Annotated in this window: 16 protein-coding genes; 8 read left to right on the top strand and 8 right to left on the bottom strand. The window is 71.7% G+C overall.

Going from position 1 to position 17,357, the window contains the following annotated elements:
- The first annotated feature begins 37 nt into the window (after positions 1 to 37).
- Positions 38 to 2,830: a hypothetical protein gene (locus KLI87_RS00475; protein WP_214615411.1), complete on the top strand. Its 2,793-nt coding sequence runs from the start codon at positions 38 to 40 to the stop codon at positions 2,828 to 2,830.
- Positions 2,827 to 4,590: a hypothetical protein gene (locus KLI87_RS00470; RefSeq protein WP_156217446.1), complete on the top strand. Its 1,764-nt coding sequence runs from the start codon at positions 2,827 to 2,829 to the stop codon at positions 4,588 to 4,590. The genes KLI87_RS00475 and KLI87_RS00470 overlap by 4 nt, the downstream gene beginning before the upstream one ends.
- Positions 4,591 to 4,594: 4 nt before the next feature.
- On the opposite strand, the gene KLI87_RS00465 is transcribed toward KLI87_RS00470, so the two are convergent.
- Complete coding sequence (locus KLI87_RS00465; RefSeq protein WP_214615410.1) at positions 4,595 to 5,791, bottom strand: FAD-dependent monooxygenase; 1,197 nt, start codon at positions 5,789 to 5,791, stop codon at positions 4,595 to 4,597.
- Between the two features lie 94 nt (positions 5,792 to 5,885).
- Here KLI87_RS00465 and KLI87_RS00460 point away from each other — a divergent pair, with 94 nt between their 5' ends.
- Together KLI87_RS00460 and KLI87_RS00455 are read left to right on the top strand one after the other, a co-directional pair.
- Positions 5,886 to 6,398: a MarR family winged helix-turn-helix transcriptional regulator gene (locus KLI87_RS00460; RefSeq protein WP_214615409.1), complete on the top strand. Its 513-nt coding sequence runs from the start codon at positions 5,886 to 5,888 to the stop codon at positions 6,396 to 6,398.
- A 192-nt stretch (positions 6,399 to 6,590) separates the two neighbouring features.
- Positions 6,591 to 7,457, top strand: coding sequence for a helix-turn-helix transcriptional regulator (locus KLI87_RS00455; RefSeq protein ID WP_214615408.1), 867 nt, complete (start codon positions 6,591 to 6,593; stop codon positions 7,455 to 7,457).
- Positions 7,458 to 7,465: 8 nt separating this feature from the next.
- Here the strand turns inward: KLI87_RS00455 and KLI87_RS00450 are convergent, their stop codons facing one another.
- Both KLI87_RS00450 and KLI87_RS00445 read right to left on the bottom strand, forming a co-directional pair.
- Positions 7,466 to 8,296: an SAM-dependent methyltransferase gene (locus KLI87_RS00450; RefSeq protein ID WP_308165791.1), complete on the bottom strand. Its 831-nt coding sequence runs from the start codon at positions 8,294 to 8,296 to the stop codon at positions 7,466 to 7,468.
- Positions 8,297 to 8,365: 69 nt separating this feature from the next.
- Complete coding sequence (locus KLI87_RS00445) at positions 8,366 to 9,187, bottom strand: DUF5753 domain-containing protein (protein WP_214615407.1); 822 nt, start codon at positions 9,185 to 9,187, stop codon at positions 8,366 to 8,368.
- Positions 9,188 to 9,662: 475 nt separating this feature from the next.
- Between KLI87_RS00445 and KLI87_RS00440 the strand changes: the two genes are divergently transcribed.
- Positions 9,663 to 10,427, top strand: coding sequence for a hypothetical protein (locus KLI87_RS00440; RefSeq protein WP_156217450.1), 765 nt, complete (start codon positions 9,663 to 9,665; stop codon positions 10,425 to 10,427).
- A gap of 37 nt (positions 10,428 to 10,464) precedes the next feature.
- Here the strand turns inward: KLI87_RS00440 and KLI87_RS00435 are convergent, their stop codons facing one another.
- The 5 genes from KLI87_RS00435 to KLI87_RS00415 all read right to left on the bottom strand — a co-directional run bounded on the left by KLI87_RS00435 (position 10,465) and on the right by KLI87_RS00415 (position 15,304).
- A complete protein-coding gene (locus KLI87_RS00435; RefSeq protein WP_214615406.1) occupies positions 10,465 to 12,489 on the bottom strand; it encodes a SpoIIE family protein phosphatase in 2,025 nt (674 codons plus the stop codon).
- An 82-nt stretch (positions 12,490 to 12,571) separates the two neighbouring features.
- Complete coding sequence (locus tag KLI87_RS00430; protein WP_214615405.1) at positions 12,572 to 13,744, bottom strand: cytochrome P450; 1,173 nt, start codon at positions 13,742 to 13,744, stop codon at positions 12,572 to 12,574.
- Positions 13,741 to 14,574: an SAM-dependent methyltransferase gene (locus tag KLI87_RS00425; protein ID WP_214615404.1), complete on the bottom strand. Its 834-nt coding sequence runs from the start codon at positions 14,572 to 14,574 to the stop codon at positions 13,741 to 13,743. Before KLI87_RS00425 ends, KLI87_RS00430 begins: the two co-directional genes overlap by 4 nt.
- Positions 14,575 to 14,648: 74 nt before the next feature.
- The gene (locus KLI87_RS00420) at positions 14,649 to 14,876 is read right to left on the bottom strand and encodes a hypothetical protein (RefSeq protein WP_214615403.1); all 228 of its coding nucleotides are present in this window, start codon (positions 14,874 to 14,876) and stop codon (positions 14,649 to 14,651) included.
- 20 nt (positions 14,877 to 14,896) lie between these two features.
- A complete protein-coding gene (locus tag KLI87_RS00415; protein ID WP_214615402.1) occupies positions 14,897 to 15,304 on the bottom strand; it encodes an ATP-binding protein in 408 nt (135 codons plus the stop codon).
- A gap of 113 nt (positions 15,305 to 15,417) precedes the next feature.
- Between KLI87_RS00415 and KLI87_RS00410 the strand changes: the two genes are divergently transcribed.
- The 3 genes from KLI87_RS00410 (at position 15,418) to KLI87_RS00400 (ending at position 17,339) form a co-directional block, all read left to right on the top strand.
- Complete coding sequence (locus tag KLI87_RS00410) at positions 15,418 to 16,569, top strand: hypothetical protein (protein WP_156217455.1); 1,152 nt, start codon at positions 15,418 to 15,420, stop codon at positions 16,567 to 16,569.
- Positions 16,570 to 16,632: 63 nt separating this feature from the next.
- Complete coding sequence (locus KLI87_RS00405; protein WP_214615401.1) at positions 16,633 to 17,118, top strand: DUF2975 domain-containing protein; 486 nt, start codon at positions 16,633 to 16,635, stop codon at positions 17,116 to 17,118.
- Positions 17,118 to 17,339, top strand: a complete 222-nt coding sequence (locus KLI87_RS00400; RefSeq protein WP_156217457.1) for a helix-turn-helix transcriptional regulator — start codon at positions 17,118 to 17,120, stop codon at positions 17,337 to 17,339. The genes KLI87_RS00405 and KLI87_RS00400 overlap by 1 nt, the downstream gene beginning before the upstream one ends.
- The last annotated feature ends 18 nt before the right edge of the window (positions 17,340 to 17,357 follow it).

The following is a 17,357-nucleotide window of genomic DNA, read 5'->3' as shown; positions in this document are numbered from 1 at the left end:
CGGCAAGGCGCCTTTGGGCGCGGATTCGTCTCTTCAGGTGTGGTCGTACACGGTGGCGGGGAGCCCGCCGGATCTGATCCCCGGGCAGCGGATCGCGATCGCGCTCCCGGCGGACGTGGACGTGCGCGACCCCGCGTCCTATCCCGCCGTGCCCGCGCTGCGCGGCATGTTCTTAGAACGGTCCGCCGCGATCAGCAGGCAGTACGCCGGACGGACGATCTCCCCCGGCGGCGGCCAGCAGACGATCGCGTTCGTCGCGCCGCCCGGCCAGGCCGACCGGGAGCTGTTCGTGGTGACCGCCCAGGGCGGGCGGCCGTGGGCGGTGCAGCCGTTCGCGACGAGTGCGGGCGGGACGTCCGACAACGTCCAGACGATGGCCTCTCCGGCGCGGGCGTCCGGCACGGGGAGCGGCAGGCCGGTCGGGGAGTTCACCGGGACGCTGCCCTATGCGAGCGAGGTCTTCGGCGTGTACCAGCCGCTGGCCGGGTGGTTCGGCAACGACGCCTCGCTGCGGGTCGCCGCCGCGCTCGGCCTCGACGTGGGCAGGGACGCCTTCGCCGGGGACGCGGCGCGCGAACTCGCCCATCCGGCCCTCGCGGAGCTGGCCGCGCAGGACCCGCCCACGGACGGCATCCTGTCGCCGGTCGGGCTGGTCAACCTGTTCCGGCAGTACTTCTTCGAGTTCGACACCTTCCTCGGCCCGCCCGCCGGGCACCTGTGGCTGAGCCCGGGCGGCACGGTCGAGGTCGTGGAGACCAGCACGCGGCGCACGCTGGTGGAGCGGACGGCCGAGCAGTCCGAGGAGGCGACCCGCAAGTCCGAGGAGAGCCTGACCTCGCAGGACGACGTCGCCGACGCGGTCAAGGAGGAGAACGCGAACGACACCAAGCTCGGCGCGAGCGTCAGCGCGGGCGGGAAGTTCGCCGGGATCTACCACGCCGACGCGAGCGCGAGCTTCAGCACCGAGAACACCACGAAGCGGTCGTCGGAGGAGACGCACAAGCACACCAGGACGCAGAGCTCCAAGGTCAGCAGCGAGATCAAGCGGAACTTCAGGACGACGTTCAAGACCGTCACCGAGACCACCGACACGACGAGCCGCCGCTACGTCGTGCAGAACACCACGGGCAAGCTCCTCAACTACGAGCTGCGCCGCAAGATGCGCAAGGTCGGGGTGCAGGTCCAGCACATCGGCACGCAGCTGAGCTGGCAGGTGTTCCTCGGGCCGGGCGCGGCGCCGTCCCCGGGCGCGCCGTCCCCGGGCGCGCCTGCCCCGGGCGCGCAGCCCCCGGGTGCGCCGTCCCCGGGCGCGCCCGCCCCGGGCGCGCCGCCCCGGACCGTCGTCGCCCCCGGGCGGCTGCTCGGGCTCGGCGAGCTGGTCCACGTCGTCCCGGCGCCGGACCTCACGTCGCTGCGCGAGCCGGTGAAGCCGCCGAAGCTGGAGCGCAAGGAGGTGAACTACACCTGCGTCTACAACATCCAGATGTTCCCGATCGCCAACAACAACCCGCCCCACAACGACGCGTTCTGGAGCCGCATCGACGAGAACACCGGACGGATGGGACGCGGCGAGGAGGACGAGTACATCGTCGGGAACCTCCAGGTCAGGCCGAGCCCCCCGGCCCCCGGCTACACCCTCGACCCGAACACGGCGCTGATCCGGTTCATCTCGTGCAAGTCGGCGAACGGCTCCGACACCGCGTTCGACGCGCACTACAGCATCGACGGCACCGACCCCGCCGCGATCACGATCAAGTGCGACCATGTGAGCTTCGGCGGCACCGGCGCGGTCACGCTCGTCCACTCCCTGACCTGGAACCCGCCCCGCGTCGACCCGGCGCAGCAGGAGTACGAGGCGGCGAAGAAGCTCTACGACGAGCAGGTCGCGGAGTTGCAGCGCAAGGCGTACGGGGAGGCCGTGCGGACCCGGCTGAACCTGGTGAGCGGGATCCGGCCCCGGCCCGCCGCCGAGCTGCGCGAGGAGGAGCGGCAGGCGGTGTTCGCCAGCCTGATCAGGCAGCTCCGGTTGATCCCCTCCGACCCGCATCTGGAGTCGGAGATCATCCGGCAGATCTTCGACATCGACCAGATGCTGTACTTCGTGGCGCCCGACTTCTGGCGGCCCGACTACCTGTCCGACCCGGCCGGGCCCGACACCTCCGGCCGCTACCCGGTGCCCCAGCCGGTCTGGACGACGACCGCCGCCGATCCGCTGGCCGGGGAGACGGTGCTGAGCTGGTACTCCCACACCAGTTCCGACACGCTGCCGCCGTCCGCGCCCGCGCCGCCCGCGCCCGGCGAGCCGCCCACGCCGCCGCCCGCGCAGCAGAAGGAGTGGCGCGTCAACTACCTCGTCACCGAGAACACCCAGCCCGCGCCGATGGGCAGCTCGCTCGGCTGGCTGATCCAGGCCGACGGCGACGAGCGCCGCAACGAGTTCCTGAACGCGGCGTGGGTGAAGGCGGTGCTGCCCGTCCGGCCGAGGCACGAGCTGGACGCGCTGTCCTGGCTGTCGAAGGCGAACGTCGAGGGGGAGGCGGGGCTCGGCCGTCCCTACCCGTGGCAGCCCGGCGACCCGGACGAGTACCGGGGCAAGAAGGTCGGCGAGGTCCTCGTCCTGCTCGCCAAGGAGCTCCAGACCAAGAACGGCGACGTGGCGGTGACGCTGGCGACGGAGAAGGTGTTCGAGACGGGCTTCGACCCGCTGGACGGCGGCTTCCGGCCCGCGGAGCCTTACCAGATCTTCGACCAGTGGGTCGAGGTGCTGCCCACCGACCAGGTCGTCGCGGTGGAGGTCGAGTACGACCCGAAGACCGGCCAGCAGCGGTGAGGCTGCGGGTGGCGTGGGCCGACAAGGCCCACTTCCTCCTCGACCGCCGCTCCCCGGCGGGCAGGCCCGACGGCGCCGTGTCGCTGGAGGTGTTCGGCGACCTCCCGGCGGACGCGCCCTGGCACACCCCGGGCAGCGGCCTGCCGTCGCTGGCGGTCGATCCGGGCGACACGGCGGTGGCGTTCGACGTTCCGGCCGACACCCCGCTGCGGCTGGAGTTCACCGTCGACACGGTCGTGGACGGCAAGCAGTGCCGGTCGCTGGAAGTCGTGCAGTTGTTGCGCGTCTCGCCCGATGGGGCGGTCACCTTCGTCGAGCACGCGCTGACCCGGTTCCATGTGGACCTGCGCCCGTCGGGCGGGCCGGGGACGGTGCCGGGGCGCAGGCCGTTCGTGCACGCCGGGGGGACGTCGCTGTTCACCGGCCGCCACCCGCTGCTCACCACCGACGGGCGCGGCCAGCCGCGCGTGCGCGCCGACTTCCTCGACGTCACCGCGCTCTGGTGGGACCTGCATTTCCAGGACACCACCGTGCCGCCCGGCCAGGGCGTCTCCACCTGGGACTTCTGCCCCTGGTACCTCGACCCCGCCTGCGCCGGACGCCCCGACGGCCTGCGCGTGCTCGCCAGCACCTGGGGCGCGCCGCTGGTGTGGTTCGCCGTGATCCCGCCGTCGGCGGGGAAGGAGCTGCCGCCGCGGACGAGGCTGGGCGGCGCGGTCCTCTTCCGTCCGGTGGCGAGCGCCTACGCCTATTCGTCCACCGACAAGTCCGGGCTCGGCGACCGGACGCACGCGAAGCTCGGAATGGAGCAGCTCGCGCATTACCTGTTGCGCGGGCGCAACCGGCAGCAGGCGGCGAGCATCGTCCACTACAGCCCGCGTTCGCCGGAGCTGTACGACTTCGCCTCGGCGTTCCACAAACCCGAGGAGCCGTTCCCGAGGCCCAGCGACCGGCTTCCCTCCCTCCCGATCGGCGTGGAGGACAACCTCGCGAGGTCGGCGGCGCGGCTGCTGCCGGAGGCCGGGGAGCAGCGCGTGCTGTTCCTGCCGTGGCCCACCGCGCGCGGCCTCGACCCGGCCTACGCCGCCGCGCTCGCGCCCGGCCTGTCCGCGCGCGTCGAGCGGGCGCTGCACCTGCTGGCGGCGCGCGGCGCGGTCGGCGGGCGGAACCAGGCCATGGCCGGACGGGACGGCATCGCGCCCATGTCGCTCGGCGGCGCGTCCCCCGCGTTCGCCCTCGACCCGCTGCTGTGGATCGCCGGGTACAGCCTGGGCGGCGCGGCCGCGAGCAAGGCGGTGGCGGCCAACCCCGCCGACGTGGCCCGCATGATCTCCCTCGACGACGGCCGGCTCGCCGAGCACGAGCAGGGCCTGGTCAACGCGGCGCGGCAGGCCGCCCGCGCGGGGCGCCGGATGCGGGCGATGATCGTGCATTCGCCCTACACCGGCGGCCCGCCGCAGGCGACGATGACCGCGCTGCGCGGTGCCGGGGCCGAGGTGACGATGCTGCCGCGCGGCGACTACACCGCGTTCTGGGCGGCGCCGCCGTTCACCGCGCCGTCCTGGCGGCAGTACGTGCTCGCGGAGTGGGACAAGCAGCCCGATGTCGTCCGCAAGGACGTCCGCGAGCAGGCGGGGAAGGAGGCGAACCGCTACGCGGCCTGGCAGCACGAGGTCGCCGCCTACGGCGGGGACGTGTTCGCGGTGGAGCCGCAGAACCCGGGCAGCCGCGCGTTCCTGGAGGAATGCCTCGGCCCCTGACCCCTTACAGGGCGGGCGCGGGGTAGTCGGGGAGGACGTAGGAGTCGTTGGCGCCCCGCACCGCGTTCCCCGAGGGGATGCTCGACGGGTCGCGCAGCGCCCGGTCGCGGAGCGCCAGCTCCTCCTCGGTCGCCGGGTTGAGGACGGGGCGGGAGACGTCGGCGATCGCCTGGTTCCTCTCCACGAACGTCCGGAGCCCGCTCTCGTACGCCTCGAACGCCTCGGTGTGGGAGGGGCGGGCGGCCAGCTCGTTCGCGAGCACGTACGCGCCGATCAGCGCGATGCCGGTGCCCTGCCCCGACAGGAACGAGGGCGCGTAGGCGGCGTCCCCGACCAGCGCGACGCGTCCGCCGGACCAGCGCGGCATGTGGATCTGGCCGACCGAGTCGTAGAACAGGTCGCCCGCCGCGCGCATGGCCTCGACCAGGCCGGGGATCCGCCAGCCGAGACCGGCGAACGCCTCGGCGACGACGGCGCGCTGCGCGTCCGGGTCCCGGTGGACGGCGGGCGAGGGCGAGCTGAAGCCGAGGATCGCGAACACGCGGTCGCCGTCGCCGGGCGCGTAGAGCGCGGCCATCCGGCCCGGCGTGTTCCAGATCAGGCTCTCGTGGGCGAGGCCCAGCTCGTTGGAGGAGCTGAAACCGGCGAACGACCAGCCGAGATGGCGGTGGAAGCGCTCCTCGGGCCCGAACGCCAGGCGCCGGGTGCGGGAGTGGACGCCGTCGGCGCCGACGACGATGTCGAAGGTGCGCCGCGTTCCGCCGCGGAACGTCACGTCCACGCCGCCGTCGTGGTCGTGGAGGGTCTCGATGGAGTCGTCGAAGATCAGCTCGACGCCGTCGGGCACGGCCGAGTGCAGGGCGGCGGCCAGCTCGCCCCGGGGGATCTCCAGGTCGCGTCCGTGTACCCCGCCGACGAGGTCGCCCGTGTCGATGACGGCGACCGGACGGCCGTCCGCGTCGAGGAAGGTGCTCTGGCGCGTGTCGACGTGGAGGGCCTCCAGCCGCTCGATCAGGCCCATGCGGCGGACGACGTCCAGCGCGGGCCCCCGGATGTCGACGGGGTAGCCGCCGTCGCGGATCGCGGGCGCCTTCTCGACGAGCGTGACGTCCCAGCCGTGGCGGCCGAGCCAGTAGGCGATCACGGGTCCGGCGATGCTGGCCCCGGACACCAGGGCCGTGCGGCGTGCGGTCGAGTCCATCGTGGTGCCTCCTCCGGAACTAGATACCTACCTTAGGTATCTTTCTGCCGTCTCGGCTACCATATACCTAACTTAGGTATGTATTGGAGTGACGATGGACACCCGCGACCCCGGGACGGGAGGCGACGACGCCGGACGCGACCGCTACCTGCGAGAACTGCTCCCCCGCCTGACCCAGCTCAGCAACGCGCTCAACCGCGGCCGGCTGACCGAGCGCGCGCTGGAGGCGGCGGGGGGCTCGGTGGACCGCCCGGCGATGTCGGCGCTGCTCGTCCTGCATATGGCGGACGAGCCGCTGCGCGTCGGCGAGATCGCCGCGCGGATGCAGGTCGTCGGGCCCCACGTCACGCGGCAGGTGAACGAGTTGGAGCGGCGCGGGCTGGTCCGCCGCGTCACCGACCCCGGCGACCAGCGCGCCCGCCTCGTCGAGCCGACCGGGCAGGGCCGCGAGGTGACCGACCGCTACATGCGCACCATCTTCGGCTGGTTCGGCGACGCCCTCGCGGGCTGGCCCGAGGACGACCGCCGCGCCTTCGAGCGCCTCCTCGGCCGGTTCGTCGACGACCTCACCGTCCACCTGGCGACGCTCGACGACGACGCGACCTGACGTCCGGAGCCCGGGCCCGAGGGGGCGGAGAGGATCGTCGCCTCCGCGGGGGGCACCGGTCCTCAACGCGCCCAGGCCCGCCGTCGTGACCAGGACGTTCAGTCCCGGGTGCGGCCTCGGCGCTCACCGGGCCCGCTATCGGGGGATCCGCGCTCCCTGGTTCGCCCGCGCCGTCCGCGGATAATGGAGCGCATGGACCGTGCAGCGATGGCCGACTTCCTGCGGCGGCGGCGCGAGGCGCTGCGACCCGAGGACGTCGGGTTCAACCCGGGCCCGCGCCGCCGGACCCGGGGACTGCGGCGCGAGGAGGTCGCCTCGCTCGCGGTGATGTCGACCGACTACTACACGCGGCTCGAACAGCGGCGCGGCCCGCAGCCGAGCGAGCAGATGCTCGGCTCGCTGGCCCGCGCGCTCCGGCTGAACGCCGACGAGCGCGACTACCTGTTCCGGGTGGCCGGGCACAGCGCCCCCGACGCGGTGTCGGTCGCGACGCACGTCGCCCCCGGGCTGCTGCGGGTGATGGACCGCCTCGCCGACACCCCGGCGCTCATCCTGTCGAACCTCGGGGAGGCGCTCGTCCAGAACCGGATGGCGGACGCGCTGCTCGGCGACCGGTCGTCCTACACGGGCCTCGCCCGCAGCTCGACGTACCGCTGGTTCACCGACCCGCGGGCGCGGCGGGTCTACCCCGAGCGCGACCACGCCCGGCACTCCCGCTCGCAGGTCGCGAACCTGCGCGTCGCCTACGGGTCGATGGGGGCGAGGTCGCGCGCGGGCGACCTCGTCCGCGCGTTGCAGAAGGAGAGCGCCGAGTTCTCCGGCCTGTGGGAGCGGCACGAGGTCGGCAAGCGGTTCGAGGAGCACAAGACGCTCGTCCACCCCGAACTGGGCGAGATCGAGCTGGACTGCCAGTCCCTGTTCACCGAGGACCAGTCGCAGGTGCTGCTCGTGCTCACCGCCCCGCCGCGCACCGAGGGCCACGAGAAGCTGCGGCTGCTCTCGGTGCTGGGCGGGAGCCGCTTCCCCGACACGACCGCCGCGGCCCAGGAAGCGCACTGACCCTTTTCTCAGGCGTTTTTCCGTGCGATTCCCACCAGCGGCTGGACGGTGGGCGGCGCCGCCACGGGGGCGACCTCGGGACGCCATTCCAGGCACGGGACGAGCCCCGGCTCGACCAGCTCCAGCCCCGAGAAGAAGCGGCGGACCTGGTCGGCCGACCGCAGTTTGTAGGGGACGGAGCCGCCCTCGTCATAGTCGTGCTGCGCCTGGGAGAACTCGGTGGAGATGTTGTTGGAACCGTCCGCGACGGCGAGCCAACTGCCCGGGGCGAGACCGTCCATCAGCCGCGCGACGATCGCGGCGGCCTCGTCGTCGTTCTCGATATGGCCGAGCACGCCCATGACCGTCAGCCCGACGGGGCGCGAAAGGTCGAGGGTCCGGTCGGCGCCCTCCAGGATCGCGTCCGGGTCGTGCAGGTCGGCCTCGACGTAGTCGGTGGCCCCCTCGGGCGTGCCGGTGAGCAGGATATGGGCGTGCAGCAGGACGAGCGGGTCGTTGTCGACGTAGACGACGCGGGCGTCGGGCACCAGGCGCTGCGCGACCTCGTGGGTGTTGTCGACGGTCGGCAGCCCGGTGCCGACGTCGAGGAACTGGTCGATCTCCGCCTCGTCCGCCAGGAAGGCGATCGAGCGTTTGAGGAAGTAGCGGGTGAGGCGCGCGATGTCGATGATGCCAGGGAATGTCTGGACATACTGGTCTCCCGCCGCGCGGTCCACGGGGAAATTGTCCTTGCCGCCGAGCCAGTAGTTCCATATCCGCGCCGAATGCGGGACGGAGGTGTCGATACCGCCGGCATGCTCCTTCGCCGCCTCGCTGAAGAACTCTTCTTCGCTGCCCACGTCGCCTCCCCAGGTTCCGCTTCCATACTGGGCTTGTCCGTGGGTGCGGGCAACTCGCGTAGCGAGAGTTCAGAGTTCGTTCTCGATACTGCGCAGCAATGCCCGGGACGGTTCGGGCAGTAGCGCCGCGAGGCCGAGTTCCTGGATCTTCTTCTGGTAGCGCGCGCGATCTTCCTCGTCCGACGGGTAGAGCGCGCTGTCGGGGTCCTCGATAAAGATCAGGTCCTGGAGCTTGAAGGAGCCGAAACGCAAGATCGTGATGGGCTTGGCGGCCTCGTCGTGGGCGGGGTGGGAGATCGGCAGGATCTGTAGGCGGACGTGCGGCCCGCTGTGGAGGAGGCGCCGGACCTGGCCCCGCATCGTCGCCGGTTCGACCAGGGGGTTCCGCAGGGCGCCCTCGTTGATGATCGCCCACATCTGCGGGCGCCCGTTGGTGCGTGCCAGGTGCTGTTGGCGCAGCATCCGGAGTTCGATGCGCTGGAGGAGGCGGTCGGCGGGCTCATGCCCGTAGGTGCCGCTGATGACCTCGGTCGCGTACTGGCGGGTTTGGAGGAGGCCGGGCACATAGAACGGCTCGTAGCCGATGATCAGGTCTGACAGCGGCTCATGGGTCAGGTAGCTCCTGAACCAGGGCCGTACGACACCGTGGAAGCGGTACCACCAGGTCGGCGGGCCGGTGACCACGGATCCAGGGGCGCCGGTGTCCCCCGTGGCCGGCACGGGCGTCAGATCGGGGCTGGACGCCGGGGTCAGGCGGTAGGCGGTCACGGCCACCTCGTGGCGGGCCTTCCACTCGGCCAGCGTCCCCACCTCCTCGACGGGAATACGCCGCTCGACGGCGGCCGCCTGGAACACGCGCGCGAGCAGGGAGACCTGGTCCCAGGACGGCATGCGCTTGCGCCTTCCCCGGAGAATCGCCCAGGCGGCTGTCCGGCTCAGGTGGGTCCTCCGGCCGGGCTGGTCCGCGGCCTCGACCTTGTCGAGCCTCCTCGCCAGCTCCCGGTAACTGCTGATTGCGGCCCTGTGGTAAGCCGCTTCCAGTTGACGTGAGAAAGCTTCGACGATACGCACGCGCTCATCCGGCATAGGTGTGCCTTTCTAGCGATCTCCACGGCCGCGCTGGGGGGCAACAATACCGTGCAACCGTACACGGGGTGCAACTGTGTGATAAATCAACAAACGACTCTTTCGTCCGAGTTGCCGAACGAGACTCGGTTTATGACCATTCAGTCATGATCGGATTCAGGGGTGCGGCGGGTTTGGCGTTCTTCTTTGTCCGAGGTTGCTCCAGTCGCCCACATCCGCTCCTTCGTATGAGCAGGATCTGTCTTGTAAGGCCGATCCGCCCGGAGGGGGAATTCGACCGATGCCGCGTTCACTACCGATCTTCGATGAGGACGACCCCGTATGGCGTGAGGCGGCGAAGGCGCTGTTCGTGGTCTGGGCGACCCGGACCGGGCGGAGGCTGCGGCACGTGCCCGTCGAGCACCTCAGCGCCTGGGAGCTGGAGGACTTCTGGGCCGACGACCAGCTCGACGACGTCCCCCTGCCGCGTCCCACGCACAAGGCGCTGGTCGCCGTCGACATCGTCGCCTTCGGCGCCCCCGGCCGCGACACCCGCATCCAGATCAGGCTGCGCGAGAACATGTACACGCAGGTCGAACGCGCGCTCGGCGCCACCGGTCTCACGCTGTCGGACTGCCACCACGAGGACCGGGGCGACGGCGCGTTCATCGTGGCCCCCGACGACGCCGACCCCTGCGACCTGCTGGACCCCTTCGCCCACGACCTGGCCGCCCACCTGCGCCGCGAGAACCGGGACGCGGGCCCCGACCTGCGGCTCCGGCTGCGCGCCGCCGTCCACTACGGCCATGTCGACCACGACGCGCACGGCGTCGTCGGACGCGCGCCGGTCGACCTGTTCCGCCATCTGGAGGCCCCGGCGTTCCGGCGCGCGATGGCCGAGACGCCGAGCGCCGACCTCGGTGTGATCGTCAGCGACTCGCTGTTCCGCGAGGCGGGCCACCGGGACGGCCGCGTCGACCACGACGCCTACCGCCCCATCCGGGTCAGGGTGAAGGAGACCCGCACCCGCGCCTGGCTGTGGCTCCCCCCGGCGCGACCCCGGTGACCCCGACGGTCGCCTCCTCGACCCGGCCGGGGCCTGATCACGGCTCCGCCGGGATGCGGAGGGCGATGGCGGCGATGTCGTCGATGCCGGTGGTGGGCAGGCCCTCCAGGATGCCGTCGCAGAACAGCGGCAGCGGCTCGGCGGCGAGCCGGGACGCCTGGCGGAGGAGCCGCTCCAGCCCCCGGTCCAGGTGCTCGCCGGGGTGCTCGACCAGGCCGTCGGTGTAGAGGAACAGGGTGCAGCGGGGCGGCAGCGCCTCGACGGCGCTGCGGTAGGGGCGGTCGACGAGGAGGCCGAGCAGGGGGTTGCCCGCGTCCTCCAGCAGGCGGGCGTCGCCGTCGGCGGTGACCAGGAGGGGCGGCGGGTGCCCGGCGACCGAGTAGGTGAGCCGCCACCCCTCCGCCTCGGCGCACACCCGCGCGAGGGCGCAGGTGGCGGTGCTCTCGGGCGACAGCGTCTCCATCGCGATGCACAGCCGGCGCAGGACGTCGCCCGGGGCCTCCCCGCGGTCGACGGCGAGGGCCCGCAGCATGTTCCTGAGCTGGCTCATCGCGACCGCCGCCGCCAGGTCGTGCCCGGCGACGTCGCCGATCGCGAGGACCGTCTCGCCGCCGGGGAGCACGAACGAGTCGTACCAGTCGCCGCCCACCTCCGCCGCCGCCGGGCTCGCCCGGTACCGGGCGACGATGTCCAGGCCCGGGACGTCCGGCGGCTCGGCCAGCAGCCCGTGCTGGAGCGCCAGCGCGACCCGCTGGGTGCGGTGGTAGCGCAGGGCGCTGCTCAGCGCGTCGTGCGCGTGGTCGAACATCTGCCCGATCAGCACGACGTCCTCCGGGCTGATCGGCGGGCGGTCGCCGCAGGACGCGGCGGTCACCACGGCCGCGACCTCCCCGTCCACGGTCACCGGCAGCAGCACGACGCTGTTGGCGCCCGCCCGCGTCAGCCAGCCCGCCGTGCCCTCGGGCACGATGTCGGCCGGGGGCCGCCCCGCCTCGAACGTCCGGTACACGGGCCGCCGCCGCTCGACCGCCCGGGTGAAGCCGCTGTCGGCCGGGAACGACTCCTCGCCGCCCGGCGGCAGCCTCGGCAGCCCCTCCCGCGCCCCGGTCGCGATGCGCTGCGCGGTGACCGGCCCGCCCTCGGGACGGTCGGTGAAGTCCGGCAGCAGGTGCACGCCGCAGCCGTCGGCCAGCGCGGGGACGAGCACGTCCGCGAGCGCGCCGAGCATCTCCCGCAGGTCGGAGTGCTCGGCGGTCGCGGCGGCGGCCCGGTCGAGCACCTCCCGCCGGTGCCGCTGGAGCCACTTCTGCTCCACGTCGGTGCAGGTGCCGACCCACTCCAGCACCACGCCGTTCTCGTAGACGGGCGCGGCGTTCACCTCGAAGTGCCGGTACTCGCCCTTCGGCGTCCGGAGCCGGTAGACGTGCCGCCACGGCCGCGAGAACCGGCGCGACTCGGCCCACGACCGCACCGTCGGCTCCTGGTCGTCGGGGTGCAGGGCCCGCACCCAGCCCATCCCGCGGAACTCCTCCCAGGTCTGCCCGGTCACCCGCTCCCATCCAGGGCTCGGCTCGATCGGCGTGCCCTCCGGCCCCGTCACCCACACGATCTCCGCGCTCACCCGGACGAGGCTCTGGAACCTGCGCAGCATGCGCCGCTGCGCCTCCGCCGCCCACCGGGCCTGCCGGTCCGCCGTCACCCGCTCGGTGACGTCGACGGCGACGATCAGCACCCCGGGCTCCCCGGTGATCCGGGAGAGGCCGAAGGAGAAGAAGCGCTCCTCGCGTCCGGCGCCCGGGTAGGCGAGGCTCACCGGCACGTCCTCGCGGCTGACCGCCTCCCCGGTGGCGAGGACGTGGTCGAGCATCTCGAAGTAGTCGCGCTGGAGGAGGTCGTGGAAGGCGTCCCGCATCGGCCGCCCGAGCGGCCGGTCGCCGAAGCTCGCGCGGTAGGCCATGTTGGCGTAGACGAGCCGGTGGTCGCTCCCGCTCGTCACCGCCACCCCGACCGGCGCGAGATCGAAGACCTCCAGCGTCAGGTCGCCGCCGCCGGCGCCCTCCATGCAGTCCCCTCCTGACCTGCGCTCCCCCCTTGTTCGCCTACCCGGGAGAAAACCCAGTATGTGTGGACAGGGGTGCGCGCGGTCAGCGGGCGGGCGGCCAGCTCAGCGGCAGGGCGTCGAGGCCAAGGACGAGGCTCGCGTGCTCCGTCGGCCGCGCGCCCGGCGCGATGCCGTAGTCGGGGATGCGGGCGTGCCACTCGGTGAGCGCGACCTGGAGCTCCAGCCGGGCGAGGTGCGCGCCGAGGCAGCGGTGCGGGCCCGCGCCGAAGGCCAGGTGCGGCGCCGGTGGCCCGCCGATGTCCACGGACGCGGCGCTCGGGAACGCCCGCGGGTCGCGGGTGGCCATGGAGATCGGCAGCATGACCATCTCGCCCGCCCTCATCGGGCATCCGTGCAGGTCGACGTCCTCGGTGAGCCTGCGGGCCGGGAGCGGCAGCGCGTAGACGCGCAGGAACTCCTCGACCGCGCCGGGGACGACCGCCGGGTCGGCGGCGACGCGGGCGCGGTCGTCCTCGTGCGTGGCCAGATGCCAGAACGTGTAGGAGAGCTGCGCCGCGACGGTGTCCAGCCCCGCGAGGAACAGCAGCACGCACAGTTGCAGCAGCTCGGCGTCGGTCACGGGACGCCCGTCCAGGACGAAGGTGGTCGCGGCGCTGACCAGGTCGTCGCGCGGGTCCGCGCGGCGGTCCCGGATCAGCTCGGTGAAGCAGTCCGCGACCTCCCGCAGCGCCTCGGCCCGCCCGGCGCCGGACGGCGGCGGATGCAGCACCGCGTCCTCCCAGGCCAGGAACTCCTTCAGCCGCCCCGTCGGCAGGCCGACCAGCTCCAGGAAGATGATCGTCGGGAACAGCCGGGCGAAGTCGGTGACGAAGTCGCACGACCCCCGCCCGGCCAGGTCGCCGATCAGCGCCGCGCAGTGCCGGGTGATCCGCTCCCGCATCGCCCCGGCGGTCGCGGGCGTGAACAGAGGGCGCAGCAGCCGCCGCCACGCCGTGTGGAGCGGCGGGTCCAGCATGACGGGAATCCACTGGTAGGCCGGGTCGGGGTCGATGACGGCGATCGCGCGGCTGGAGAACGTCTCCGGGTTCTGGAACGCCGCGAGAATGTCGTCGTGCCTGGTGAGGACCCAGAATCCCTGCTGCCCCGTACTGCGGAACGCCTCGTGGCGCTCGCGCAGGCCGTCCAGCATCGCATGCATGCGCCCGGCGGGCCCGGACTCCGCGAACGGGTCGAAATCGATCTGCGGCACGCTCACCGCGTGATCATACGCGCCACTCCGCAGAGATAGGTGGCCGGAAGCTCGCACATCGACGTCGGCTCCGGACAGGGGTCGGGCCGCCAGTCCGGCAGGTTCACCAGCCCCGGCGGCAGCACCTCCCAGCCCCGGAAGAGCTCGACGAGCTGCTCCCTCTCCCGGAACGTCATGCTCATGTTGACGCCCAGGTCCTTGTAGGTCCGCGCGCCCTGCTCGGCGTTCCGCCGGTACGCCGAGGACGCGGTCGGACGGGTGATGTGCGAGACCGCCAGGTAGCTCCCGGGCGCGAGCACCTCGCGGAACCGCCGGACCGACCGCCGGACCGGCTCGTCGTCGGGGACGCAGTGCAGCACCGACAGCATCAGCAGCGCGACCGGCCGGTCCAGGTCGAGGACGGACCGCAGCTCCGGATCGAGCAGGATCGCGTCGGGGTCGTGGAGGTCGCCGCCGATGACGACCGTCCGGGGCTGCGTCGCCAGGAGCGCCCGCGCGTGCGTGAGCACCATGGTGTCGTTGTCGACGTACACGACACTGGCGTCCGGCCGCGCAGCCTGCGCCACCTCGTGCACATTGTGCTGGGTCGGCAGCCCGCACCCGATGTCGAGGAACTGGTCGATCCCGGCTTCGAGTGCGAGGAACCGCACGACACGGGCGAGAAAATGGCGATTCGCCCAGGCCGTGGCACGGGTGGCGGGCGCGGCCCTGATGATCTGCTCCGCCGCCTCGCGATCGGCCGCGAAGTTGTCCTTGCCGTTCAGGAAGTAGTCGTAGATCCGCGCGACGTTGGGAGTGCTCACGTCAACGCCGGTCGGCGCTGCTTCCAGGGTCATGGTGCCCTCAATCTCGGCGACGGAGGCCCATGATGATACGCAGACCCCGGTGCCGGGGGGAGCCCCTCGCGGCCCTACTTCACCCCGCGATTTCGTTCGTCCTGCAACAATCCGAGGTGAAAGCAGTAGTCGACCGCCATGATCTCCCGCCGCACATCATCGGCGCTCCCCAGGACATACCGCCGGGCGGGCTCCCGGACCGCCCGCCAGGCCCCCTTCGCGGCCTGCGTGATCTCCCAGTGCGGAAACTCGCGCCGCAGGCGCAGCAGCTCCTGCTCCCTCCGCCGCCGTATCGCTTTCAAGGAACCCGCCCTTCTACTAACTAGCGAACCATGAATTCGAACCAGGAGTTCTGGCCCTCGGGATCGGTGAACGTACCCCGCGCGGCGCACAGCCGCTCCACGATGAACAGCCCCCGCCCGGTCTCCGATCCGAGGTCCACCCCCACGCCGACGCGCGGCCTGTTCACCGTGGATCCGGAGTCCAGGACCTCGACCCGCACCCGGTCCGGATACTCGATGGCCAGGACCATGATCGTGTCCCCCTTCGCCCCGGTATCGGAGTGAAGGATCGCATTCGTAACCAACTCGGTCGCGCACAACTGGATCAGATAGGTGAGATTCTCAGAAAGGCCCGGAAGGGCGGCATGGACGAAGCGGCGCACCACTCTGAGTTCGGCGAGATCGCAGCCGACTAGTATCCCTGTCATGCGGGGCGCCGACGTTTCCATGATCGCTCCTGTGTGATCTTTCCTAACCCTCTGGCCGGTCGATGCCCGGCATCCTGACAAGCGGCGAAAACAAAACGTAGGCGCGCGGTCGCGGCGTGTTATAGCGTGGCCGCATGGACGGATCGATCATTCCGGCGCCGCTAAAAGCGATCATGGCCGAGCGCGAGTGCAGCCAGGTCGTCCTGGCCGAGGATCTGGGAATCAGCCAGGCGTTCGTGTCGCAGTTAGTGGGCGGTAAGCGGGACTACGGAATCAACAAGATGAACCGCTGCCTGGCGAGCGTAGGGTGGGAGGTACGCATCGAACCCAAGGCCAAGGAGAAGGTCCCCGTGGAACGACGCCGGTTCATCGCAGGTGCCGCGTCCGTGACGTTTGTGGCCGGTCCGAAAACCTTCCCGTTCCAGAACCCCGATTATGTGCATGGTTTGGCCGTCCGGCTAACGGATTCGACGGAGCAGCTCGGCGGCACCTCACTGGTTCCGACGGTGCTGCGCTACATGGGCAACCTGCGCCGCATAACGAGCAGCCGCGATGAACGGCTTCTGGAGGCGGCGGCCGAACTCAGTCGAGTCTCGGCCCACGCCCTCTATGACGCCCGGCAGCGGAACTCCGCCGAAGAGGCGGGCAGGCTCGCACTCGTGTTCTCGCGTCGTTCCGCCGACCCCGCGGAAATCGCGCAGGCGTACGAGAGTCTGTGCCTCATGACCACGGCCCTGGACGCGAACCGCGCGGCGCACTATGCGCAGCTCGGCCTTCAAGTCCCCGATGTCCCGGAGGAGCAGCGCGCCCGCCTCAACGCGCGGCTCGGAACCGCGCTGGCGCGCAACGCGCACACCTCCCGCATCGCCGCACGGTCGGTATGCGCCGTGATCGACAAGGCGTGCAGTGTCAGCGGGCTGCCCAGCGAATCGACCGCTCTGATCCTCGGAAGCGCTGGGATCTCCAACGCGAGCCTTCACCGCTACGAAGAAGCGGACGCCGCACTGGCGGCCTCCGTGCGCACGTTCGGCGAGCGCCCGCTATACGTCGCGCTCTGGCGCGCACGCCAGATCATGACGACTCTGAGTGCGGGGGATGTCGCGAAGGCGGCGCACCAGATGTCGGCCCTCTCCGGAGTCGTCCCCCTGGTGGCCTCCGGGCGCCTCGACACCAAGGTCCAGCAGATCCTGACCGTCGCGGAGCGCTGGAAGCGCGTCCCGGAGATGAAGGACGCGACCCTCCAGCTCCGCTCGGTGGCGCCCCCGACCCCTGCCCGGTCCGTCTGACGCCCTTGTCTCACCTATCGAACTTCGATAGATTTCCATCGTGATTCGATGGAAGGGTGGGTTATGGGAAACCTGGCAGTGCGCGCGCTGCGCGCCGTGCTCGCGGTGGTGCTCATCGGCACCGTGCTCGTCCAGATACTGATGGTGTGGGCGCTGGCCACCGACCCGGAGGACGGGTCGCTCCCGCTGACGCCGCTGCGCGTGATCACGATCGTGGGCATCGGGACCGTTCAGGTCGCCCTGGTCTGCGTATGGCGGCTGGTGGCGATGGTGCGGCGCGGGACCGTGTTCTCCGACGCCGCCTTCCGGTACGTGGACGTCATCATCGGCGCGATCGTGGCGGCGGCCCTCGTGTGGTTCACGGTCACGGCCGTCAACGCGCCGGACCAGCGGGACGACCCCGGCGTCACCGTCATCATGGCCGGGGTCGGCGTGGCCATCCTGGGCGGCGCGCTGCTGGTGCTCGTGCTGCGGATGCTGCTCGTCCAGGCCGTCGCGCGCGATGTCGAGGCGACGCGGATGCGGGCCGAGCTCGACGAGGTGGTCTGATGCCGATCGCCGTCGACATCGACGTGATGCTGGCCAAGCGCAAGATGTCGGTGGGCGAGCTGGCGGACCGCGTGGGGATCACGCCCGCCAACCTGGCGGTGCTCAAGAACGGCCGCGCCAAGGCCGTGCGCTTCACGACCCTCGCCGCGCTCTGCGAGGTGCTGGAGTGCCAGCCGGGCGACCTGCTGCGCTGGGAGGCCGAAGTCCCCGTGGACGGATGACGACGGCCGAGACCTGGT

It is taken from the genome of Actinomadura sp. NEAU-AAG7 (assembly GCF_018603865.1).
Classification (GTDB): Bacteria; Actinomycetota; Actinomycetes; order Streptosporangiales; family Streptosporangiaceae; genus Spirillospora; species Spirillospora litoris.
This window is presented reverse-complemented; position numbering and strand designations above follow the sequence as displayed.

Bases quoted from the DNA above. Each gene is read 5' to 3' on its own strand.
- KLI87_RS00465 (WP_214615410.1), bottom strand. From the start codon at position 5,791: ATGGACTCGACCGCACGCCGCACGGCCCTGGTGTCCGGGGCCAGCATC.
- KLI87_RS00460 (WP_214615409.1), top strand. From the start codon at position 5,886: ATGGACACCCGCGACCCCGGGACGGGAGGCGACGACGCCGGACGCGAC.
- KLI87_RS00455 (WP_214615408.1), top strand. From the start codon at position 6,591: ATGGACCGTGCAGCGATGGCCGACTTCCTGCGGCGGCGGCGCGAGGCG.
- KLI87_RS00445 (WP_214615407.1), bottom strand. From the start codon at position 9,187: ATGCCGTCCTGGGACCAGGTCTCCCTGCTCGCGCGCGTGTTCCAGGCG.
- KLI87_RS00440 (WP_156217450.1), top strand. From the start codon at position 9,663: ATGCCGCGTTCACTACCGATCTTCGATGAGGACGACCCCGTATGGCGT.
- KLI87_RS00435 (WP_214615406.1), bottom strand. From the start codon at position 12,489: ATGGAGGGCGCCGGCGGCGGCGACCTGACGCTGGAGGTCTTCGATCTC.
- KLI87_RS00425 (WP_214615404.1), bottom strand. From the start codon at position 14,574: ATGACCCTGGAAGCAGCGCCGACCGGCGTTGACGTGAGCACTCCCAAC.
- KLI87_RS00415 (WP_214615402.1), bottom strand. From the start codon at position 15,304: ATGGAAACGTCGGCGCCCCGCATGACAGGGATACTAGTCGGCTGCGAT.
- KLI87_RS00410 (WP_156217455.1), top strand. From the start codon at position 15,418: ATGGACGGATCGATCATTCCGGCGCCGCTAAAAGCGATCATGGCCGAG.
- KLI87_RS00405 (WP_214615401.1), top strand. From the start codon at position 16,633: ATGGGAAACCTGGCAGTGCGCGCGCTGCGCGCCGTGCTCGCGGTGGTG.
- KLI87_RS00400 (WP_156217457.1), top strand. From the start codon at position 17,118: ATGCCGATCGCCGTCGACATCGACGTGATGCTGGCCAAGCGCAAGATG.